Here is a 22704-nt window from a genome sequence, read left to right as displayed (position 1 = left end):
CCCACAAGAATAAGCTGTTATGCCTTTAAATTGGGTATTAGTAGCGAGCAAGATGCTGGCACTACAATGATTTCCTCATTATTAACATTAAGGTTTTACGATTTAAATGCCGAATCACTTATCGGTGGGTTACGGCGGAGAGTTGATTGAATGGTTATCGCCTCAATTCAAGTCCCGCCTAACCCACCCTACGGGTATGGCGGATTTGCAGCCAGGATTTAGTTACCTAATGTTACGCTGGCAAGAAATTGAGTCCTAGGTCATGTACGTTTATATATGAACCCCTACTCAGTTGGTGTTCGCCAATGCCTTCCTCGATTTCTCCTCTATCCCAGCCAGAACCGGAAAACAACTGTGCTGATTGTCTGTACATGACATTGACAGGAATTCCGGTGCAACCCGTAGAACATCCTGACTATCTGGAGTTTCTGCAACCGTTCCCAATGCCACAAATTGACCTGTACTTAACCCTTAAGTTTAGCCAGCAGTGGGAGTCTTTACCTCAAGGACGAATTCAGTTTGGACTCAAAGGAGGAGCATTGCGGCTGAGGGTAGAGGGGGGTGAGATTCCCTACGAATCCCGGATTATGGGTTCTCTGGAATTGGTTGTGCCAACAGTGGAGACGGATTCTCCAGCCAATCTTCCAATTCGCGATCGCATCTCTGGGGAGTTGGATGAATCCACCCTTGATCTACAGGGAAATGGAGCAACCGAACAACCGTCATTAAACGGTAAACCTAACCATTATTCCATTTGTCACATTACTACAAAAGTAACCGAAGAAAACCCCGCCTGGATTTTTGAAGAAGAACGGGGACAGCCTGTCTTAAATGGCTGGCTCAATCAGGTCAAACTCGGCACATTGAATGTCTCTGCCCTTCCTTGTCGCCTGGACGCCACATTTGAAGTATCGCGGCGAGATATTTGTTTGACCCATGTTGACCGATTGTGGAGTCCGGATATTAGTCGCAATAAACGGGCGGTGCTGGACAGGCTGATTATTCAGCAGTTGCTGGAACGTAAGTTTAAGCCCTATCTCAGTCGAGTTGAGTTGCACTATGATGGATGAACGTTTTTTTACCCAACTTCAAGTCCTAATTCAGAAGGTTGTCGCGGCAGAAACGGAGAATTTAGCTCAACTGGCGGCAATGGTGGGTCTGAATTTGGCAAGAGATTTCGCCGAGTCTAATCTCAGAGATACTAATCTCAGAGGTGCTAATTTGGTGAAAGCTAATCTTAGAGGTGCTGATTTGCATGGCGCTAACCTGATCAAGGCGAGGCTGTGCGGGGCGGATTTGCGCGGGGCGGATTTGATTCAGGCTAATCTGTGTGGGGCGGATATGAGACAGGCGAATCTACGGGGTGCGGTGCTGTCGAATGCGGATCTGACTCAGGCAAACTTGGAGGGGGCGAACCTCACTGATGCCAATTTAGAGGGGACAACCTTAAACTACACCAATCTGAAAATGGTTGATTTGAGAGGCGCTCATCTCTACCAGGCTTATCTCTATGCCGCTAACGTGAGTGAAGCGAAACTTAGAGGGGCAAATCTGGGAAAAACTGACCTGAGAGAGGCGAACCTGAAGCAGGCTTCGATTATTCGTGCCTATTTGGGACAGGCTAATCTGCAAGGTGCGGATCTCGACGGCGCGAATCTGAGTGAATCGGATCTGAGTCAAGCGAAACTCAATCGTGCCAAATTGCGGAATACTCAGCTACGGAATACTGATTTCAGCCTTAGTGATTTGAGTCAGGCGACGCTGATTCGTGCCAATGCGAGCCATGCTCACCTGATTCGCGCCAACCTGCGAGGGGCTGATTTGATTCGGACGAACCTCACCGGGGCTGATTTACAGGGGGCGGATTTGAGTTTGGCGGATTTGAGTCTGGCTAACCTGTATTTAGCCAACTTAGGCAATACTAACTTAATTCGCGCCAATCTCAGCATTGCTGAACTCGGCGGCGCGAATCTGAGTCGAGCCAATTTGAATCAGGCAGATTTGAGAGGGGCAAATGTGGAAAATGCTGAGTTTGCTAGCAATCCGGGATTGTCTGAGGAGATGAAACGGGTGTTGAAACGGCGCGGCGCTATCTTGGCAGAGGTGAAGCGCGATCGCGTGGAGGCGTTGGCGTCTCGGTAATTCGATCATTTCTTTCATCCTTACCTTTTCCCCGGTCATCCTTTATAATTCTGGGGAATGAGTAAACAAGAATTATGGACGGTCTTTAAAGCCTTATGGGCGAAAGTCATAGGGCGAAAATTTGTTCGTGATGTTGGCGTACTGACTATTGCCAACTTACTAGGAGCGCCTCTAAGTTTTCTTCAGGGTATCTTAGTCGCGCGTTGGCTTGGACCCGAACTTTATGGCATTGCTGCATTGGTCATGAGCTATCCGGGTTTAATTTACACTTTTTTTGATGCCCGTTCGGCTGAGGCATCGGTTAAGTACCTTAGTGAGTTTCATGCCGCAGGCGATCGCGAATCGGCACTGGCAATGTGCAAACTAGGATATATAATCGATTTAGCGATCGCGACCTTAGCGTTTTTGGTGGTGTTAGTGACAGCGAGTTGGGCAGCACAAGCGGTGGCTGATCAAGCTGAATCAACAGGACTTATTGTCGTTTATGCTGCCGCATTCATCCCCCAAGCCTTGGTTGGGACGTCCCAAGCCGTGATCACGACTTTGGGAAAATTTCCCCTGCTGGCGGGGATTGACAGTCTGATCAAAATTTTACGAGTCCTATTGGTGTTAGGTCTGGTTTTGGCAAATTGGCAGGTAGCGGGGGTTATTTGGGGGAGTGCGATCGCCACAGGAGTAACCGGACTGTTGTATGGGATCATGGGCTGGGGGCTAATCTACTGCCATTGGGGAGCTCTCCCGCTGCAAGGAAAATGGCAAAACCTCAAAGGAAGGCGTCGAGAAATTTTTAGCTTTCTCTTCTACAATGAACTGAATGCCTTATTAGGCATGATTCCCAAACAACTCGATGTCTTACTTTTGGGGTATTTTCGCAATCCCACAGAAGTTGGATACTACAAATTAGCCAAGAGTCTATCTAACCTGGTGAACTATTTGGTAAAACCTTTGCAATCCGTAACCTATCCTGAATTAGCCAGACTTTGGAGTTTAGGGGACAGACAGGCTCTGCTCCAGAGAGTACAGCGTTTGGCTTTCAGAGTTGGTATTCCACTAGCCGTTACTGTAATGGCTAGTACCTGCTTAATTCCATGGGTCTTACCATCCCTACTAGGGACGGCGTATTTACCTGCTGTTACAGCCACCCAACTTTTCTTTATTGGTTCTGCGATATGGCTAGCCTTTTTTTGGCTCAGACCCCTGTTTTTAGCGATGGGAGAAATGAGGTTTTGGGTTAGTAATTCGGCGGTGGTTGTGACGCTGACAGTATTGGGTTTTGCGGTAGCCATCCCTACCTGGGGATATCTTGGCTTAGCATGGGTTTGGTTAATTGTTGGGGGGGTTGGCGGTCACCTATTCGCAACTGTCTATTTTCTTCACACTTGGAAAACGACTAATGGATATTCTGAGGAATCCAAATGAGTACCCAAGTCAAGCAATTTTACGAAACTTATCATGATCAGATTACGGATAAGCGATTCAATTCTCCCTATTGGCTGCGTCGCTATGCTCACCGCCAGATTCACGCTCAGTTTTTACCCTATCTACAACCGGGACAACGAGTGCTGGATGCGGGATGTGGAGAAGGGGTGCTGAGTTGTCTAGCGGCGCAGCAGGGTGTAGATGTTGTGGGAATTGATATCTCCTATCCGAATATTGAGGCGGCTAGTCGTCTGGCAAAATTGTGGAATGTGACTGTAGAATTTCTACAAGCTGACGCTGAGCATCTACCGTTTTCAGATAATAGCTTTGATGTGGTACTTAGTTCCCATGTTCTGGAACATCTACCCAATTTACATCAGGGATTGCGTGAGCTGTACCGTGTAACTCGAAATTTAGCCTTAATTGCCATGCCAACTTGCTTGAATCCAGCCTGTTGGGTATTACTAGGAGGTGAGAGTTATTGGAAAATAGGACGACGCACACCATTTGCTTTACCTGTAGGTCTATTCAAAACTGCAATCGCATGGGTCAGCGGTCAAGAAGGTCCCGATCAAGGCTATGCCGGGAACAAGGAACTGCCGCATATTTGGCGATTTCCCTGGGTGATGCGTCAACAGATTAAACGTGCAGGTTTCCAAATTGAAACCTTTGAAGCTGGACCTTTGATTGTTCCCTATTTAGCTCAATATATCTCCCCCCTACAAGGAATACAAGTGAGCCTAGATCGGTATCGCGATCGCCCCTTATTGTGTAACTTTGGCTACGGCAGTATGGCAGTGTGCCGGAAGCCAGTAAGCCATTAGCACCATGGTACTATTCTTTGACTCATCCAAGGCTGAGAAAGCGTAATGAAAGTAGCTTTTATCACAACTAATTTATCTCAGGATAACGGTTGGGGACGTTATTCTTATGAGATTATTAAGCGGATGCCTCAGCATGGAGTTGAGCCTGTCGTATTAATCATGTCATCAGCTCATTGTCCGAATTTTGAAGAAGTTCAAATCTATGCCGTTCTTGGATCTTTTACTGAAAATTTATTGAAACCCATCCATTTGATCATCGATTTCTTTACAGCTAAAAAGCTAGTTCGTGATTGTAAAATTATTCATTGTCTAGCTGAACCCTTTATTCCGTTAGCTTATCTATTAGCTAAAAATGGAAAATCGTTAATTATAAATGCGGTGGGAACCTATTCAGTTGCTTTGCTCAAAAAGAGATGGGGTATCTTTTATCTGCAGGCATACCTTTCTGCTACTTTTATTTTGGCGATTAGTCGATATACAGCGATACGATTGACTAATACAGTACCAGGGATTGCAGACAAAATCAGGGTAATAACACTCGGCGTTAGCGTCAATGAGCAAAATTATCAACCACCTTCGAGTCAATTTCGTGAAAATGCTTTTCTAATGGTTGGACATGTCAAACCGAGAAAAGGAACACTACAGGCTGTTAAGGCAATGGCAAAAGTTGTGCAGAAGTTTCCAGATGCCAAACTTTTCATTGTCGGTCTTATTTCAGATGCTCACTATGTTCAACAGGTAAAACTAAATGTGTCGAAAAGTAAAATAGAAAATAATATTATCTGGTTAGGAAAACTATCAACAGAAGAATTAAACTCCTATTACAATCGTGTACGAGGTCTAGTCATGCCATCTATAAATGTAGGCGATAATTTTGAAGGTTTTGGTCTTGTTCACTTAGAAGCTAATGCTTTTGGTGTTCCTGCGATCGGTTCATTAAATTGTGGTAATGAAGATGCAATTCGCGATGGTTACAGTGGTTTTCTAGTCGAGCAAGGTAATATTCAGTCATTATATGAGGCAATGCTAAAATTACTAAGTTCTGAAGTTAACTGGAATTTTCTGTCACAAAAATCTCTGGATTTTGCGAGAAATAAATCTTGGGAAAAAGTCCTTAAGTCCTATAGTTCAATCTACCAATTTACTGGAGTTATTTAAGAAAAGTAAGTTATTTTAATTAGTCCGTTATGTTATCAATAAAAACAAAAATTTTTATCTGCCTAATATATTTATTACAACTTGTATCGCGCTATGAAAAATAAGATAGATATAGTTCTAAAAAAAACTTCTAAATTCTTTTCTCGTAAAGGTATTTATCCTTTCTTAAAACAAGAATTTTCTAAAATTGAACCTGGTGCTAACGTCTTTCTTGTAGGTGCAGGTGGCTCTATTAATGAGCTTTTAGATGGATATGCAAGGAAGGAAAATTTTAGAGTCACCTCTTTTGACATAGATCAAACAAAATCACCGGATATTTTAGGAGATTTATGTACTCATGAATTTAGTCGGTATAACTTTTTTGACTATATAGTAGTTAGTGAAGTTCTTGAACATATTCATTCCCCTCATTTAGCCATTGATCAAATCTATAATCTTTTAAAGCCAAATGGCAAATTAATTATAACAGTACCGTTTATATTTCCAATTCATGAACGCCCTATTGATTACTATCGTTACACAAAGTATGGCTTAGAATTCTTACTAAGAGAATTTAGAAATATAAAAATTGAAGAAAGAAATTCTTGGGCTGAGGCAATTAACGTTTTAACGGTCAGGCTGATTATGGAAAAGCACCTTACTGCTCGACTGGCCGCACCATTTTTTATTGGTTTAGCTTATTTACGAATGCCTTTCATAATACTAACATCAAGAGTTATTTCCACAGATTTCATGACAACTGGTTATCTAGTAACAGCAGAAAAATAAGTCACTAGACCCGATAATTTAAAGTAGAAAATATGAAAATTATTTATATATCAAATTCAATTATACCTTCCCGCACGGCTAACAGTATTCAGGTTATGAAAATGTGCCAAGCTTTTGCTGACAACGGTCATGAAGTATTACTGTTTTATCCAAATCACATCATGAGCGAATCTGGCATAACCAATATTTATGAATACTATGGTGTAAGGGAATGTTTTCAATCTCTAAAATTACCCTGTATAAAAAATAAAATTGGATTATATTTCTATGAGATTTTAGCTGCTATTCTATCCAAAAAACAGGCACCTAAATTAGTCTATACTCGTTCATTGCGGAGTTGTTTTTTTTGTAGTTTTATGCAATTAAATTCTATTTTTGAAGCGCATAAACTAATTCTCAAGAAAATAAATTTATCGTTTCTTGTAACTCTGATAAATTTAAAACACTTCAAACATTTAATTGTGATCTCTGATGCCCTAAAACAGGACTTTCAAAATCAATACAATATACCCCGTCATAAAATTACTACTATTCACGATGCTGCTGACGAACCCCGCCAATACGAAAAACTAGAACTTGATCAGCCGAATAGATTTAAAGTTGGGTATGTTGGTCACTTATATCCTGGCAAGGGAATGGAGTTAATCGTTGAACTATCAATCAGATGTTCCTGGGCAGATTTCCATATTGTTGGTGGTAGTAAGTCTGACCTAGATTATTGGACAGTTAAGTTAAAAGATCTAAAGAACATATATTTTCATGGATTTATTCCACCAGCAGAAACTGAAAAGTATCGTCAATCTTGTGATGTTTTGATTGCACCTTACCAGCGTCGCGTATCAGTATATGGAGGAGGTGGTGATGTAGCTCGATGGATGTCACCTCTGAAAATCTTTGAATATATGGCTTCAGGTAAGGCAATTATTGCTTCAGATTTGCCTGTTTTACGAGAAGTGTTAACCCATGAAGTAACAGCTATTTTGTCTGCACCAGAAGATATCGACGCTTGGGTAAATGGCTTGATCAATTTACGTGATAATGCTAAACTTAGGAATTCTCTCGGCAAAATAGCTAGGCAAGAATTTAAAAAAAAATATACATGGAAAGCTAGAGCAGAAAAGATACTTCAAAGCCTTATTTAATTTATTTTTATGATCAATGATTTTATCTTTGTATTTTTTGTTGTAACAACAATTTTAGTTGTTGTTTTTTTATTACCCACAATAGATTTAGTTGGAGGTGTTAGTTTAATTAGTTTGGCGGCAATAACCCTGTTCATTTCTTATAAATTTAGTAAAATTAGACTGCCACTATTAATTGGATTTTTAATTCGTGGATTACTTGCTTTGTTCATCGTATACTTATCTTTTCAGGGAAAAAATTTTCTGGAAGATGATGGTTTTCAGCAGTTAGCAGAACTTTGGTCAATTTCTGGATTTCCAGGTGTTTTAGAGTACTTTCAAACTGGAGCATTTATGTATGCTTGGTTTATGGCTGTTTTATACATACTTACTGACAGTACCAGTTCTCTAATGATTCAGGCAATTAATGTATGGCTAGGGAGTTTATTAATTCTTAATGTATACCTAATTACTAAAATTGTTTGGAGTGAACGTCCTGCTATCTGGGCAGCATGGGTTTGTGCCTTATTTCCGAGTTTATCACTTTATTCGGCATGGAGAGTTCGAGAAGCCCTTTTAACCTACTTGTTCACATTAAGTATCTACCACTTCTTAGTCTGGCTGAAGCGGAGTAAGGCTCAATCATTTATTATCGGTTTCTCTGTCATGATTCTGGCTTCAGTGCTACATACAGCCTTCTTTGCTGGAATCGCTCTTTATGCTGGCTTTCCAGTCTTTTATTCTGTCAAGGCTTTTCTCAAAAAGAGGGGAGGTCGTATCATTAGCAATACCGTGATTGCTTTAATTGCTATTGGAGGTTTGGGATTAGTGATATGGTCAGGAGTAGCATTTGGGAAAATACAGGATTTAATTCAGTCCGGGGATTTAGCTATAATAGCTCACAAACAAGAATCTAGAGCCTTAGCTGGTCGGGCTGGTTATCTGTCCGATTTAGTTATTCGCTCACCCACAGATTTTTTCTGGCAAGTTCCCCTGCGATTAGTTTATTTAATTCTCACTCCTTTTCCCTGGATGGTCAATAATACAAAAGATATTATTGGGCTAATTGATGTTGGTATTTATACTTGCTTTTTGTTATTGATTCTTAAAAATAGCCATCGATTAAAACGAAGCAATGTTGCTTGGTCTGTACTCATTTTCTGTTTGGGCATAGCTTGTATATTTGCTCTGGGAACGTCTAATTACGGGACAGCAATGCGTCATCGATCTAAGGTGGCGCCTTTATTGATTGTATTAAGTGCTGGTTTTATCTCCCCAAAAGACGCAACTCAGCAGCAGTTTCCCCACAATAATTTAAGTTCTTGGTCAATTGATCCAGGATTCTATGTTCAGGAAAAACTACCCTCTGTTTCCACACTAGACAACTACAGTGGAGTTCAGACTAATCGTCCTTCTCAACAGACAACTTATCAGGGAGTCTTGACCCAGATCCATCGGTTGCTTACTCCTGCTGTCTTTAACCAACACGCTTACTATTACTCACTAGAAGGAAAAGGGCGAATTTTAACCCTGCCTCTGATGACGGCAGCCGTATTATTTTTATTATGGCCAAATGTTTATTCCGTACAGAAACTGGTCAAGTTTTTAGCCCAAAAAGATTTACTCTGGTGTCGAGAAACTAATTTATATCCAAAAGAACGATTAACCCGATTTTTAGGGATACCTTATGAAATATTAGATCGTGCATTTAAGGATATATCACCTCAGTTAATACAGCGATACTATAAACGCAAAAAACGTCCTTTGCCACCGACAATTTCTCTGACGTGTCAGCATTTTGAACGAGTTTGGTCAGTTGATTATTCCACCTTAGAGTTGTTGGCAACTAAACTCAATACTATTCAGCCTAGGTCTAAGATTAAATCATCAAAAATTATCTGCACGGTGATCGATTTGGTCACTCGAATACCCATTGAAATCTTGTTTTCTCCTAGTATTAAAGCTTATAATGCCCCCCTTGCTCAAAAAATGATCAGTCTTGTTCCAGCAAAAACTTTACTGATTCTTGATCGAGGTTTTAATGATGTCCAGGTTTTAAAGGGATTAATGGCAAAACAAATCGATTTTATTATTAGGCTTAGATCTCGTAAATTATTTCAGGTCAAACAGATATTGACTTCAACTTATCGCGTGAAAGATCAAATCATTTCTATTAAAAGTAGTCAAATACCTACGTCTCACCTCAAACTGCGCCTAGTACAAATCCGCCATAACCAGCATTGGTATGCTTTTCTCACCTCTGTATTAGACCCAACTATCTTACCCCCCTATGTGGTCGCGGATCTCCATCGACGAAAATGGCGACTAGAGAATGTGTTGCAAATCGTTAAACAGCTATTAGGATTGAATTACTTGTGGACAGGTACAATGAATGGAATACAAGTACAAATCTGGGCGAGTTGGTTATTCTACTCAGTACTAGCGGACTTAGGAGATGCCATTGCTAATGAATTAGGAATTCCATTTGAGCGTATTTCTATGAAAAAACTTTTTTGGGGGCTTAAAGGCTTTAAACAAGCTTATGCCGAAGGTAAGACCATTAACCCAGTTGTGTATTTTGTGACGGATACCCAGCCAGATTTGAGTGTGGTTAAGCCGATAAGCCAGCCGACTCCCATTATTGATTTATCTCCTTACCCCACGAGTTTTACAAAGCGGAAATTCTCTTAAATTATTACAATTTTTTTTATCTATTTTAAACTGAACCGATGAATTCATCAAAATTGAGTGTAGTCACAACCGTCTATAATGGTGAACCTTACTTCAATCGCTCTGTACCCAGTATTTTACAGCAAACTTATACAAATTTTGAATTTATTATTGTTGATGATGGTTCAACTGACAGTACCGCCGAACAGCTTAGAGAACTCACTCAAAACGATCAACGTGTGCTTGTCCTGAGTCCGAGACGATTAGGGCGCAGTCAAGCCCTCAACTATGCAATTGAACAGGCTCAAGGAGACTATATTGCTATTCAAGACTTTGATGATATCAGTTATCCCGAACGGTTACGTTTACAGGTCGAGTTTTTAGAGGCGCATCCCGATGTCGGGTTAGTTGCTTGTCACTACATTTTAGTGGATGATAACCGCCAAGAACGTTATATCAGAATGCCCGCTACAGAACATCAGCAACTCGTTAGTACAATGGCTAAGTGTGTTCCCTTTGCTCATACTTTGGTTACCTATAGAAGAAAAGCCTGGATGCAAGCTGGAGGATATCCAGATGTAGATAGTATGGTTGATCTTCATTTATGGATTGCCTTTGTCCGCTTGGGTTGGCGACTCGCGACTATTCCTCAAGTCCTCGGTGAACATTGGGTACACCCAAATAGTTTTTGGCATCAACAGTTTAACTATATAAAACAGCAACAAAAATTAGCCCAGATCCAATGGCAGGCTATTCAAGAACTTAGTTTACCATTATGGATGGGAGTATACCCTCTCGGTCGATACTTGTATTCCTATATGCCCAAAAGGCTCAAGCGATATGTTCGACGTAACTTGGCTCAATCTAGAGAAAAAGATATAGCAAATAGATAGATTGTTATTGACCCGATGAATCCACAAATTACTCATGCAAAAATGTCAGAAATCCCCCCTCACCTAAACTACGAACTCAAAAATTATCAATCTCAACGCATTCATCAGGCGATGCGTCAGGCAATATGTTCCTCAGTTCGTCTAGTTTTAGAACAAACAAATCAGCAGTCTATTAGTATTTTAGATGTAGGATGTGGACGGGGAGAACTGTTACAATCTCTTGTTCAAATTCCCCATGTTTCAGTTCAAGGTATTGATCTAGATCCCACCTGTGTTGAACTATCCAGTCAATTTGCATCTTGTTGTGTAGGTTCAGTTGAAGCATTAGATCAATACTACTCTCCCGAAAGCTTCGATCTCGTAATTGCTTCTCATGTCCTAGAACACGTCTCTAACCCCACTCTCGCACTGCTCAAGCTAGCTTCAGTGAGTCGGAATTGGGTATTAATTGCTCTTCCTAATCCTGTTAGACCCTCTAGACTGCTTCAATACTTAAAGGGTAAACTTCAGGCTGATCATCCGACTCATTGTCAAGTTTGGGATCCCGGTCATCTCGCTAACTTTATTGAGAGATTTGGTCATTTAAAAATTTATCAGTGGCAGCCCGATATTGTAACTGTTATTCCAGGACGATTGTTGTCTGTGCCATTATTTAATTTTATTCTCAAGCCCTTTATCATAGCAGAGATGACACTGTTAACCCGGTTATTTCCTCTATTTTCATCAAGTCTAATTGTATTATCAGCCAAACACCGTGATCAAGGTTAAAAAACGAATTTTAATGTTGTCCACTTGTATGGGACTCGGTGGAGCAGACCAACAGATTTTGTACCTTGTTCGGACTTTACTCAAACGGGGGTACGAAATTCAAATTGTTTCTATGACACCTTTGGGTGCCATGGGGGAAGAAGCTCAATCAGAGGGTTTACCCATTCAAAGCCTTAATATGAAACGGGGTGTACCCGACCCTAAAGCAATCTTCAAACTTGCCCGAATACTGCATAAATGGCAGCCGGATATTCTCCACAGTCACATGGTTCATGCTAATTTTCTGGCACGGGTGAGTCGGTTATTTTCTAACGTGCCTGTGCTAGTTTGTACAACATCCAACATTAACGAGGGAGGTCGATGGCGAGAAATCGTCTATCAATTGACTGATTTTCTTTGCGACATCACGACTCAAAAGAGTTTAGCTGGAGCCGATCGATACACGAACATCAAAGCTGTACCAACAACAAAAATTAGGGTGATTCCAAATGGCATAGATATTCAAAAATTTAAACCCAATCTAGAAGTAAAGCAACGTCTACAACATGAGTTAAGTTTAGAGAGACAATTTATTTGGTTAGCCGTAGGGCGATTTCGTCCACTAAAGGATTATCCAAATTTACTCCAAGCTTTTAGCCGAATAAAAGCCAATTATATCAATACAATGTTAATTATTGTTGGCGAGGGGACTCTTAAGCCAGAGATGCAAGCCTTAGCCAAAACTATTGATATTCATGAGCAAGTCAAATTTTTGGAACCAAGAAGAGATATTCCTGACTTAATGAACATTGCCGATGCCTATATCATGTCTTCTGCGTGGGAAGGAATGCCCATGGTACTTTTAGAAGCGGCATCCGTTGGGCTACCGATTGTGGCGACTGATGTCGGTGGGACTCGGGAAATTGTATTAGATGGCAAAAATGGTTTTTTGGTTCCCCCTCGCCATCCAGACGCTTTAGCGCAAGGGCTAGAACGAATGATGAATTTATCTCCACAAGAGCGTCAACAGATGGGGCAGTTTAGTCGAAAGCATATAGAACTTAATTATAGTATTGAGCGAGTCGTAGATAGGTGGGAAGAACTTTACCAGCAGTTGCTCTGCCAAACAAGCTTACAGGATAAGGGCGTATAGTTGTGTGCCCCAACCAATCAGTAAATTATTGGGCAAAAATATTGAAGTGTTTGTGATAATTCCGAGTTTTTCCGGATTACGATTCTCCTGAAGGGAAGCTACGATGCGGACGAGAGAGAAATCTCTACCTGATTATGATTGATCCCTTGAAGAATAATACAGATTATGAAGTCGATTAGAGTGAATCAGTTGATTACACTTAATACTTATTTACTTAGTCTTTTGGCTATTGTCTTGCCTCAGACTGCCTACGCAATCAACCTGGTGGTTAACAGTGACTTTAGCGCTGGCAACACCGGATTCTATAGCGACTATAAGTATAATCCGCACAATCTGCATCCCCCTGCTGTTTATACCGTCAGCACAAATCCCAGGGCTGTGCATACCCGCTGGACATCCTTTGGAGATCATACGACGGGCAGCGGAAACATGATGATTATTAACGGTAGCATTACCGTTGGTAAAATAGTATGGCAGCAAACTCTCCCGGTTACACTAAACACGCAATATAAATTTGCTACATGGATTACCTCCACGTTCCCGAATTCGTTTGCTCAGTTACAATTTGCCATCAACTCAACCCCAATAGGCTCCCTCTTCACGCCATCTGACATTCCTGGAGTCTGGGAACAGTTCAGTACAACTTGGAACTCAGAATCCAACAGTTGTGCGACAATCTCAATTGTGAACCAGAATGCCACTTTTGATGGCAATGATTTCGCACTTGATGATATTTCGTTTGAAGCGGTTTCGACAGCCACCCCAATACCTGAACCAGCTTCAGGGCTGAGTTTATTAGCATTTGGTAGTTTAGGCATTGGCTCTCTGCTTACTCGCAAAAAGAAGCGGTAAGCTTAGCCCCAACTCTTATCCAATGATTATTGGGGGGTTCTATCGCCTGCTCTTGAACACTCTACGAATCAACTATCCTCCTTTAGATAGATTTCCTTTGACAAATCCCTATGCCACATTTCGATCATTGAGTCGCAAGACTTGACTAGCTGTCACCTAATCCAAAATACTGCTGCCTGATGGAGGCAAGCGCTATATACATCACCCAGATAGTTGTATTTCTTCCAGACTCTTCACCAAACCAAGGCAAATGCTTATACTGGAAGATAGCTTAGCGATGCCATTCACCTATCCATATTAGTAGGATATGTCGTGTGAAGTTCAAGCATCGCCCCAAAATTTTGCTGGTCGCTAACACGGGTTGGAATCTTTACAACTTCCGCTTACCCCTGGCTCGATTTCTCCGTCTACGAGGAATCGAGGTTGTTTTTGTTTCTCCCCCAGATACCTACGTACACCGACTGCAAGCCGAAGGATTTCGCTGGATTCCGTTGTGCCTGACTCGGCGCAGTATCAATCCCCTGGTCGAACTCTTGACCATTGGTCATTTAACCCGTATTTACTGGCAAGAAAAGCCCTCTATTGCCCATCACTTTACGCTCAAATGTGTTCTTGTGGGAACGATCGCGGCTAAGCTGAGTGGTACAACCGGGGTGGTGAATGCGATTACGGGATTAGGCTACATTTTTAGTAGCCGCGAGTGGAAGGCTCGAATCTTGAAACTCATCTTCATTATCGTCGGTAGATGGGTATTGACGGCTCGCAGAGCAATGGTTGTGTTTCAGAATCAGGATGATCGGCAAGTTTTCAACAACCTTAAGCTGACTAATCCCTACCGCACCGTACTGATCAAAAGTTCGGGTATCGATTTGCAGCGCTTTTCACCGCCACCTCATCCGCCAGATGTTCCGTTGACGCCAGTCGTCCTGCTTGCTGCCCGCCTGACCAGGGAGAAAGGTGTTATAGAATACGTTGAGGCTGCCTATATTCTTAAAGCTCGCGGAGTTAGGGCAACGTTTCAGATCGCGGGTGAGCCAGACTTGGGCAATCCTGCTTCAATTTCTAAGACAATTTTACAACGTTGGCAACAAGAAGGAATCGTTGACTTGCTGGGTCATCTGGAGAACATTGAACAGTTCATTGCTCGTTCATCCCTTGTCGTATTACCTTCCCACGGTGGGGAGGGTGTTCCTCGTATTTTACTAGAAGCGGCGGCGATGGAAAAACCCTTGGTCGCCACTGATGTCCCTGGCTGTCGAGAGGCAATTGACCCAGGGAAAAATGGCGTTTTGGTTCCGGTAAAGGATGCGGTGCGGTTGGCTGATGCGATTGAGATCCTCTTAAACGACGCCAATTTGTGCCAAGCTATGGGAGTCGCGGGACGAGAAAAAGTTTGGCGAGAGTTTGGCGATCGCAGCGTGATTCAAAAAACAGCCAAGGTTTACCAAGCCATAGGTTTACCCCTACGGCAGGTTCAACCAACCTGTTGTTGAACATCCTAAACGCACATTTTTCCATTCTCTTAAAAGACTTGAACCAACCCAAAAAGTCAAGGGGCAACTCAATTTTTCCCAGGTGTATCGCTCAAACCGGAGAAGAGGGTTGACAACTCAGAGCCGCTTTGGGATAAGCAATCCGCTGGTGATTGCACTGTTGCCAAACTTTGACAAAGACTTCGGCAGTAGCCAATAATTCTTCTTTGGTTAACCCCGAATCAACTAACTGGTTATCTTCCCATCGGGCTTTGAGGATTTTCTTAACCGTGATTAAGGCGGTGTCTGGGGTAACATCCTTAAGCGATCGCAGCGCCGCTTCACAGGCATCGGCTAACATGACAATTCCTGTTTCTCGCGACTGAGGAATCGGTCCATCATAGCGAAAGTCTGCTTCTTTCACCGAATCTACCCCCTCTTCCTGAGCACGTTGTTTGGCTTGAAAGTAAAAATAGGAAATCAGCAGTTTCCCTTGGTGTTCGGGAATAAAATCCCGAATGGCTTTCGGTAACTGATGTTTGCGAGCCATGACCAACCCTTCAGAGACATGCTTTTTAATAATCTCGGCACTCTTACGGGGGTCGTTAATTTGATCATGCTTGTTGGGACCGCCCATTTGATTTTCAATAAATCCCAACGGATCATGCATTTTACCAATATCGTGATACAAAGTACCAGCCCGAACCAGTTCCACATTACAGTGAAGTTCACGGGCGGCGGCTTCAGCTAACGAGGCAACAAACAAGGTATGTTGGAATGTGCCTGGCGCTTCCGTAGCTAACCTTTTGAGCAATGAACGGTTCGGATTGGACAACTCCGCTAACCGAATTGGCGTCACCAAATCAAACAAACGTTCTAGATAAGGAGAGAGCCCCAATGCCACAATACTCCAGGCTAACCCCGATACCCCGTAGAGAGCCGCACCCGGTAGCACCGCGTACCAAATTGTGCCAGCACTGGCACTCATAATCAGATTCAGAACCAGATGAACGCTGCCCTGGGTCAATCCCACGATACCACCTAACAACGCCAATTCCTCCCGCGATCGCATCCGTCCGGCAATTAACGCCCCCACCAAACCCCCAGTACCACCCGCGATTAAAAATTCCCAGCTCACCTCCATGCTAAATGTGACCAAGCCGGTCAACAGCACCACCACCGTCGCGCCCAAACTTGACCCATAGAAACTCCCCACTAACAACCCAATCGCGGGCAGGCTATTATATTGCCCCCCCAATAGTGCCAAAACGGGTGTACTTAAACTCAACAGCAGCACCAAAATATGGTCACGTTGCCGCAGGGGGGGATGGACTCGACGTTCGACTAACCAAAAAATACCAACTCCCCCGGTAACCAAACCGCCAAATCCAATCAGCCCCATCCAGTTAATTTCGCGACGACTCAAGCCATAGTAATCCAGCAGGACAAAATCCGCCTGGGTAATTTCCTCGCCCGCTTCGACAATGACTTCTCCTTCTTGAGCCGTCACCATCACAGGATCTACAGATCGAGCGGCTTGTTCTGCCCGGCGCTTGGTTTGTTCTGTATCTTCAATTAGATTGGGCTTTAAGTTAGAGGTCAGGAGTTCCACGGCTAAGGGTTGTGCCTCAGCCGGAATCAGCCTACTCACCTGCACCGCTACCGCATTGTTTAATAGATCCGAGGGCAATCCCGGCGGAATTCCTTGGGTGAGAATGTGGCGAGTGGCATCCTGAATTCCCTGTTGAGTTTCCTGCCAAGCCGAATCAGACAGATTGAGTACGGATGCATCGTAGGCAGGAGTTGATTCCGGGGTTACACTTGATGAGAGTTGAGCCACTGCCTTTTGGTAACCCTGACGAGCTTTACTGGCTGTCTGCATCAACTCAGAGAAGGCTGGGGTAGACGCTACTTGACGGTAACTTTGCAATTCGCTTACCGCTTGGATAAACTCCCGAGTCAACGGTTTTTTCTCTCGGTTCGGGATAACCACTCCAGGCTCAAAGGGGTTGACCGGAGCATTATCTTCGACGAAAGCCACAATAGCTTGCCATTCCCATGCTTCACTCTGGCGCAGATACTGCTGGGTGGCGGCGGACAACACGGAGGTTGGCACAAACGGAAACGAACCACTAATTTCTCGCCATTGGTCTATTTTGTCCAATGATTGTTGTAGGTTTTGATCAACCTCTTGGCTCACAGATTCGTCAATCTTTAAAACCGGGAACGAACCCGTCCTAGCCTCTTTGCGTTTTTCTTCTGTGGTTTTAGTATCCTCAACACTGGCATCAAAGCGAGCGCGAATGGTATAGGGAGCCTCCCTACCAACATTGAGGGTTGGTTGATTGTAAAAACGGTTTCCCATCACGCTGGTGAGAGAAACGACGGCTAAGACAAACATGACGGGTGAACGTCCTTGCCGCTTTGCTGATGGTGGTGGATTGCCTTTTGTCCCCAGGAAGGGAAGGGTTTGTTTTAACTGATGACCTGGCTTTTTTTGCTCAGGGGAAAGATGACCATCCGATCCGATGAATGGAAGGATGGTACGAAATTGCTCAGATTTTTGCCGCAGGTGGTTTAGCTGTTGCGTCAACGAGTGGAGCGTTTTCATAGCAGAAGAGTTGCCTTTTTAGGTGAGCGGTAGCGGTGAAACCGCGAGGCAGATGGGTTGGGATTTGCGGTCAGTTCATCGGGTTTGAGTTAGTCGGCTGTAATGTTTGAGTTTAGCTCTTTTTAGCTGACAAAACATGGCTTACCCACCTATCTATAACTTATAAACGACGTTGAATGATATCCGGTGCAGCAATGGCTGCTTGTTTGTACCGACCATTGATTTGGTTTTGATCGTAAACCCCTAGCCAAACCGCTAGTAATTGGTCTGTTAATTGTCGCCTCTTTTTGAAGACCGGAAGTTTTAGGGCAGCAACTCGCCAGCTTACTGGAATACCGTTGATACCGTTATAAACACCCGCTAATGCCCCTGTCAAAGCCGCCGTAATTTGGTTTTGGTAACCGCTGCGAACGGCACGGATGACACAGAGACGAAAATCTTCGGGTGTATAGAGGAAACAATAAAAGGCTAAAGCGATCGCCATGTCTGAGGCATCCCCCCTATTACCTAATTTTGCTGATGGACGGCGCACCTTCGTCTTGGTGGTTTCTAAATCCGCACCGACTTCTATAAGGGTTTGGACTTGTTGTAATTGGTAGGCTAAGATGGTTTGCTCTGTCCCCAAGCATCTAAGGATGTGGGGAATCAGGGTTGTTTGGTTCAGGGTTTCGGTGAGAGTCAGAGCCATGGCGGTAGCGATTGCCCACACCCCAGTTGAGGCGTCGGTTTCGAGTTGCCAAATTGCTGCCGCCTGAACCAGGTGTTGCCGTAACCACTCTTGATTTTCGTGAAAAAAAAGTGCCATTGGCAGAGTTGCCACCGCGGCTTCGCTGCTTTGTGCTTTCCCTTTCAATTCTAGGAGTGAGGGTTGGCTTTGGCTACAGCGAATGATCCAATCGTCTAGATTCAGCCTGCCTGTGTCGATTAAACTCTCGATTCCACAAGTGGCGATTTGACTCCAAGCGGAGAGTTTGGGGATATAGAGGTGGGACTGACTCGGTTTAGGTTTGCTTTTGGTGAACTGAAGCGATTTTCTGCCAACTGGATCACCGAGTTCTTGATCAAGGTGATGGCTGACTAGCTCACCGATCAAGCTACCCACTAATGCTCCTTGAAATCGGCACAGAAGAGAATGCTGCATTAATTTGCTCTTGCCCCTGTTTTCAGGGTATGGACGAGAGCTAAGAGTCCCAAGCGATAACTTTCGACCCCAAAACCGCTGATCTGACCAACAGCTACGGGGGCGATGAATGAGTGATGTCGAAATGGTTCGCGCTGATAGATATTACTCAAATGTACTTCCACTACAGGCAGGGCTACGGCGGCTAAGGCATCGCGTAGGGCTACACTGGTATGAGTATAAGCACCAGCATTGATTAATATCCCCTGATGCTGCGTTCTCGCTGCTTGTATGGCGTCAACTAAAACACCTTCATGGTTGGACTGTAACGTCACAACTTGGCAGGATAATGAACTTGCCTCCTGTTGCAGGAGTTGGTCAATTTCTGCCAAGGTTACCGACCCATAAATACCAGGCTCTCGGAGTCCTAGAAGATTCAAGTTAGGACCATGCAGGACGAGAATACTCAAAGAACTCCGAGCTTGATTCGGCACGTTCACTAATTACCGGGAACGACGGCGTGGATTATTCACCGGAATGGGGATGAGTTCGGGTTCCGGCTGCGGTTCAGGACCCAAGAGGGTTCCAACCAGCTTGCGTGCCCATTCTTTCAGTTTTTCCAACACCTTTTCTATATAATCCATTAAACTGAATGCTCCTATGAAACAACTTAATAGGTTTTTGACCGTCTTAACAACAGGACCAGTGCTAGACGCCTTTCTCCGCACTACTTTGGGAACTATTGGGCGCTTTGGTGAAAACCTTGCCCAAGTTAAGACTATGACGCTGATATTAAACTGAGCGGTTTTCCTATTCCTATACACCGTCTGGATCGTTTTAACCCATCTGTTGCATTTCTTAACGTTCAGCATAACACAGAACCCCAAAGCCTAGCTATCCCCTAAACGGAATATGGAGTCGATCCTGCGATCGCAACGGTTTTGGCTTCTCTACCTTTAGTTATAACTCAAGTTAGATGTGAGCCTAATGGTATGGCTCCAATAATCGGCGTCGCAGTTGGTCAAGGGCATAACAGGCACTCCAATGACGAACCGAAGCCCGATCGCGATCGCGACCAAAGTTATATTTAAAACACTCAACTCTATCATCTGGCGTCGCCAAACCGATATACACCAACCCCACCGGCTTAGATTCATTCCCACCGCCTGGTCCAGCAATGCCAGTAATACTCACACCCCAATCCGTCGTTAGCCGCGATCGCACACCCAATGCCATTTGCTGGGCAACCTGTTTACTCACCGCCCCCCATTTATCCAGTTCTGATGACTTAACGCCAAGTAAGGATACTTTTACCTCATTGCGATAAGAAATTATCCCACCCCAAAAATAGTCAGAACTTCCGGGAACGGCTGTCAACATGCTGCCTACACCGCCTCCCGTACAGGATTCGGCTACACTCACCGTTTGATTCACTTCCTTTAAAAGCTGACCCACAACCGAGGCTAGGGTATCTGTATCCACACCAAAATAGTCAGCCCCGGCAATTTGCCGCAGTTCCTTGACAACAGGTTCAATTACCTGTAAGGCTTCCCCTTGAGATGGCGCACGGGCGCTAACCCGTAACCGAACTTCTCCCTGAGAAGCGTAGGGGGCGACGGTGGGGTTGGTTAAGTCAAAAAATGACGCCACTTTTTCAGCTAACGCCGATTCCCCAATTCCCCAAAATCGTAAGGTTTGACTATAGATAATTTGCTCTCCCCAACCTTGACCTTTGAGATAGGGAACCGCCGTTTCTCGCCACATCCGCTGCATTTCACTGGGAACACCGGGAAAGGTGAGAATGGTTAAACCGGGACGCGGTTGCCAAATTATCCCCGGTGCGGTTCCCTTGGGGTTCGGTAAAACCTTAGCGCCTTCGGGAATCAGGGCTTGCTTGTGATTATTGGCAGTCATTTGCCGCCCCCGTTGAGCAAATTTGCGAGCAATATCCTCAATGATGTCCAATTGCTCAATCAGGGGAACGCCAAAGAAATCCGCTAAGGTTTCCGTGGTCAAGTCATCGGGTGTCGGTCCGAGTCCTCCCGTAAATATCAGAATCGCCGAGCGATCGCAAGCCATTGCCAAGACTTGCTTTAACCGAGAGGGATTATCGCCGACAACGGTTTGATAGTAGTGAGGAATACCCAGATCTGCCAATTCGCAGGCTAAAAACTGGGCATTCGTATTCAGAATATCCCCTAGCAGTAACTCTGTACCAACACAAATGATTTCTGCGCTCATTGGTTTGTCCTTTGTCCTTGGTCATTTGTCCTTGGGCAAAATAGAGAATAGCAAACAGCCGACTTGACGATCCCTTATTATGACGAATGACAAATGACGAATGACAAAATTACACCATTGTAGGTACAGGAATATTCAGATGGGGATATAAGGGGAAGCGATCGCACAATTGAGCCACGCGACGCCGACAATCAGCGGCGATGGTTTCATCCTCTGGATTGAGTAAGCGATCGGCAATAATATCGCCAATCTCGATAAATTCAGCCACTCCCATCCCGCGTGTCGTCATCGCCGGGGAACCCAGACGTAAGCCACTGGTGACGAAGGGAGACTCGGGATCAAAGGGAACGGTATTTTTATTCGCGGTAATATTCACACCACTCACCAGTTGATCCGCCCGCTTCCCGGTCATGGAAATACAGCGTAAATCCACTAGCATTAAATGATTATCCGTCCCGCCAGAGACAATTTTCAGACCCCGTTTTTGCAGTTGACTAGCGAGGGCTTGGGCATTTTCAATCACATTAGCCGAATAGTCTTTAAATGCCGGTTGTAACGCTTCACCAAACGCCACCGCTTTCGCCGCGATCGCATGTTCTAATGGACCGCCCTGACTTCCTGGGAACACCGCTTTATCCAGCTTTTTCCCCAGTTCCGGATCACGGGTGAGAATTAAGCCGCCTCGGGTTCCCCGCAGGGTTTTGTGCGTGGTGGTGGTGACTACATCACAATGGGGAATGGGGTTGGGATGATGACCTGTCGCCACTAAACCCGCGATGTGAGCAATATCCGCCAGCAGGTAAGCGCCCACTTCATCAGCAATGCTGCGGAATTTTTCAAAGTCAATAATACGCGGATAAGCCGAATAGCCACAAATCAGCATCTGGGGGCGTTCTTTGAGGGCAAGTTCGCGCACCTGATCATAATCCAGTTGCTCGGTTTGGGGGTTAACGCCGTAGTGACAAACCTTAAACCACTTCCCCGACACATTCACAGGCGAACCGTGGGTGAGGTGTCCCCCATGGGATAAATCCATCCCCATAATCCTGTCTCCCGGCTGGAGCAGCGCCAGGAATACGGCAAAATTGGCTTGAGCGCCGGAATGGGGTTGGACATTCGCATGAGCTGCGCCAAAGAGCCGTTTAGCCCGGTCAATGGCAAGCTGTTCGACCTTATCGATGAATTCACAACCGCCATAGTAGCGCTTTCCGGGTAAGCCTTCAGCGTACTTATTGGTTAAGACTGAGCCTTGAGCCGCCAGTACCGCCGGGGAGGTAAAGTTTTCACTGGCAATCAGTTCCAGATGGTCACGCTGGCGTTGAAGTTCTTGGCTAATTCCCTCAGCGATTTCTGGGTCAGTTTGAGCGAGAAAATCTAAGTTCGTTTGAGTCACGTCCGTCAATCCCTTACGATGCTATTGCCGTCCAGTTGGGTTCATACAAGTTTTACCACATTGCCCGTTGCCGTTGCTTTGCCCAAACCCTGACCCATCTCAAAAAACGCATACACTTGG

Annotated in this window: 20 protein-coding genes; 14 read left to right on the top strand and 6 right to left on the bottom strand. The window is 44.3% G+C overall.

What is annotated here, in order from left to right; translation table 11 throughout:
* Window positions 1-106 precede the first annotated feature (106 nt).
* The 14 genes from ACLFWI_RS04025 (at window position 107) to ACLFWI_RS03960 (ending at window position 15240) form a co-directional block, all read left to right on the top strand.
* The gene (locus tag ACLFWI_RS04025) at window positions 107-259 is read left to right on the top strand and encodes a hypothetical protein (RefSeq protein WP_446411851.1); all 153 of its coding nucleotides are present in this window, start codon (window positions 107-109) and stop codon (window positions 257-259) included.
* Between the two features lie 46 nt (window positions 260-305).
* On the top strand, window positions 306-1070 hold the full coding sequence (locus ACLFWI_RS04020; protein WP_446411850.1) for a hypothetical protein: 765 nt from the start codon (window positions 306-308) through the stop codon (window positions 1068-1070).
* Entirely contained in the window at window positions 1060-2142 is a 1083-nt protein-coding gene (locus ACLFWI_RS04015; RefSeq protein WP_446411849.1) for a pentapeptide repeat-containing protein, read from the top strand. The genes ACLFWI_RS04020 and ACLFWI_RS04015 overlap by 11 nt, the downstream gene beginning before the upstream one ends.
* Window positions 2143-2199: 57 nt before the next feature.
* The gene (locus ACLFWI_RS04010) at window positions 2200-3561 is read left to right on the top strand and encodes a lipopolysaccharide biosynthesis protein (protein WP_446411848.1); all 1362 of its coding nucleotides are present in this window, start codon (window positions 2200-2202) and stop codon (window positions 3559-3561) included.
* Window positions 3558-4385 (top strand): class I SAM-dependent methyltransferase, encoded by an 828-nt coding sequence (locus ACLFWI_RS04005; RefSeq protein WP_446411847.1) that lies wholly within the window; start codon window positions 3558-3560, stop codon window positions 4383-4385. Before ACLFWI_RS04010 ends, ACLFWI_RS04005 begins: the two co-directional genes overlap by 4 nt.
* Before the next feature lie 45 nt (window positions 4386-4430).
* Window positions 4431-5543 carry a glycosyltransferase family 4 protein gene (locus ACLFWI_RS04000; RefSeq protein ID WP_446411846.1) on the top strand — a complete coding sequence of 371 codons (1113 nt, stop codon included), beginning with the start codon at window positions 4431-4433 and terminating at the stop codon, window positions 5541-5543.
* A 93-nt stretch (window positions 5544-5636) separates the two neighbouring features.
* Window positions 5637-6311, top strand: a complete 675-nt coding sequence (locus tag ACLFWI_RS03995; protein WP_446411845.1) for a class I SAM-dependent methyltransferase — start codon at window positions 5637-5639, stop codon at window positions 6309-6311.
* A 32-nt stretch (window positions 6312-6343) separates the two neighbouring features.
* A complete protein-coding gene (locus tag ACLFWI_RS03990; RefSeq protein ID WP_446411844.1) occupies window positions 6344-7453 on the top strand; it encodes a glycosyltransferase family 4 protein in 1110 nt (369 codons plus the stop codon).
* A 9-nt stretch (window positions 7454-7462) separates the two neighbouring features.
* On the top strand, window positions 7463-10123 hold the full coding sequence (locus tag ACLFWI_RS03985) for a transposase (protein WP_446411843.1): 2661 nt from the start codon (window positions 7463-7465) through the stop codon (window positions 10121-10123).
* A 38-nt stretch (window positions 10124-10161) separates the two neighbouring features.
* Window positions 10162-10995, top strand: a complete 834-nt coding sequence (locus tag ACLFWI_RS03980; RefSeq protein WP_446411842.1) for a glycosyltransferase family 2 protein — start codon at window positions 10162-10164, stop codon at window positions 10993-10995.
* A 15-nt stretch (window positions 10996-11010) separates the two neighbouring features.
* Window positions 11011-11763, top strand: a complete 753-nt coding sequence (locus ACLFWI_RS03975) for a class I SAM-dependent methyltransferase (protein WP_446411841.1) — start codon at window positions 11011-11013, stop codon at window positions 11761-11763.
* Entirely contained in the window at window positions 11750-12895 is a 1146-nt protein-coding gene (locus tag ACLFWI_RS03970; RefSeq protein WP_446411840.1) for a glycosyltransferase, read from the top strand. The genes ACLFWI_RS03975 and ACLFWI_RS03970 overlap by 14 nt, the downstream gene beginning before the upstream one ends.
* Before the next feature lie 165 nt (window positions 12896-13060).
* Entirely contained in the window at window positions 13061-13747 is a 687-nt protein-coding gene (locus tag ACLFWI_RS03965; protein WP_446411839.1) for a hypothetical protein, read from the top strand.
* A gap of 314 nt (window positions 13748-14061) precedes the next feature.
* The gene (locus ACLFWI_RS03960) at window positions 14062-15240 is read left to right on the top strand and encodes a glycosyltransferase family 4 protein (RefSeq protein WP_446411838.1); all 1179 of its coding nucleotides are present in this window, start codon (window positions 14062-14064) and stop codon (window positions 15238-15240) included.
* Window positions 15241-15331: 91 nt separating this feature from the next.
* Here ACLFWI_RS03960 and ACLFWI_RS03955 read toward each other — a convergent pair whose 3' ends face one another.
* The 6 genes from ACLFWI_RS03955 to glyA all read right to left on the bottom strand — a co-directional run bounded on the left by ACLFWI_RS03955 (window position 15332) and on the right by glyA (window position 22584).
* Entirely contained in the window at window positions 15332-17830 is a 2499-nt protein-coding gene (locus tag ACLFWI_RS03955) for an HD family phosphohydrolase (protein WP_446411837.1), read from the bottom strand.
* A 160-nt stretch (window positions 17831-17990) separates the two neighbouring features.
* A complete protein-coding gene (locus ACLFWI_RS03950) occupies window positions 17991-18971 on the bottom strand; it encodes an ADP-ribosylglycohydrolase family protein (protein WP_446411836.1) in 981 nt (326 codons plus the stop codon).
* Complete coding sequence (gene aroQ / locus ACLFWI_RS03945) at window positions 18971-19450, bottom strand: type II 3-dehydroquinate dehydratase (RefSeq protein WP_446411835.1); 480 nt, start codon at window positions 19448-19450, stop codon at window positions 18971-18973. Before aroQ ends, ACLFWI_RS03950 begins: the two co-directional genes overlap by 1 nt.
* A gap of 3 nt (window positions 19451-19453) precedes the next feature.
* Window positions 19454-19594: a hypothetical protein gene (locus tag ACLFWI_RS03940; RefSeq protein WP_446351229.1), complete on the bottom strand. Its 141-nt coding sequence runs from the start codon at window positions 19592-19594 to the stop codon at window positions 19454-19456.
* A 340-nt stretch (window positions 19595-19934) separates the two neighbouring features.
* The gene (locus ACLFWI_RS03935; protein WP_446411834.1) at window positions 19935-21191 is read right to left on the bottom strand and encodes a competence/damage-inducible protein A; all 1257 of its coding nucleotides are present in this window, start codon (window positions 21189-21191) and stop codon (window positions 19935-19937) included.
* Window positions 21192-21300: 109 nt separating this feature from the next.
* Window positions 21301-22584, bottom strand: coding sequence for a serine hydroxymethyltransferase (glyA, locus tag ACLFWI_RS03930; protein ID WP_446409939.1), 1284 nt, complete (start codon window positions 22582-22584; stop codon window positions 21301-21303).
* Window positions 22585-22704: the final 120 nt, after the last annotated feature.

Origin of the sequence: Coleofasciculus sp. (assembly GCF_046539235.1) — a bacterium.
Taxonomy (GTDB): Bacteria; Cyanobacteriota; Cyanobacteriia; order Cyanobacteriales; family Coleofasciculaceae; genus Coleofasciculus.
The sequence above is the reverse complement of the archived record's forward strand: the minus strand, read 5'-3'. Positions and strand labels throughout refer to the sequence as shown.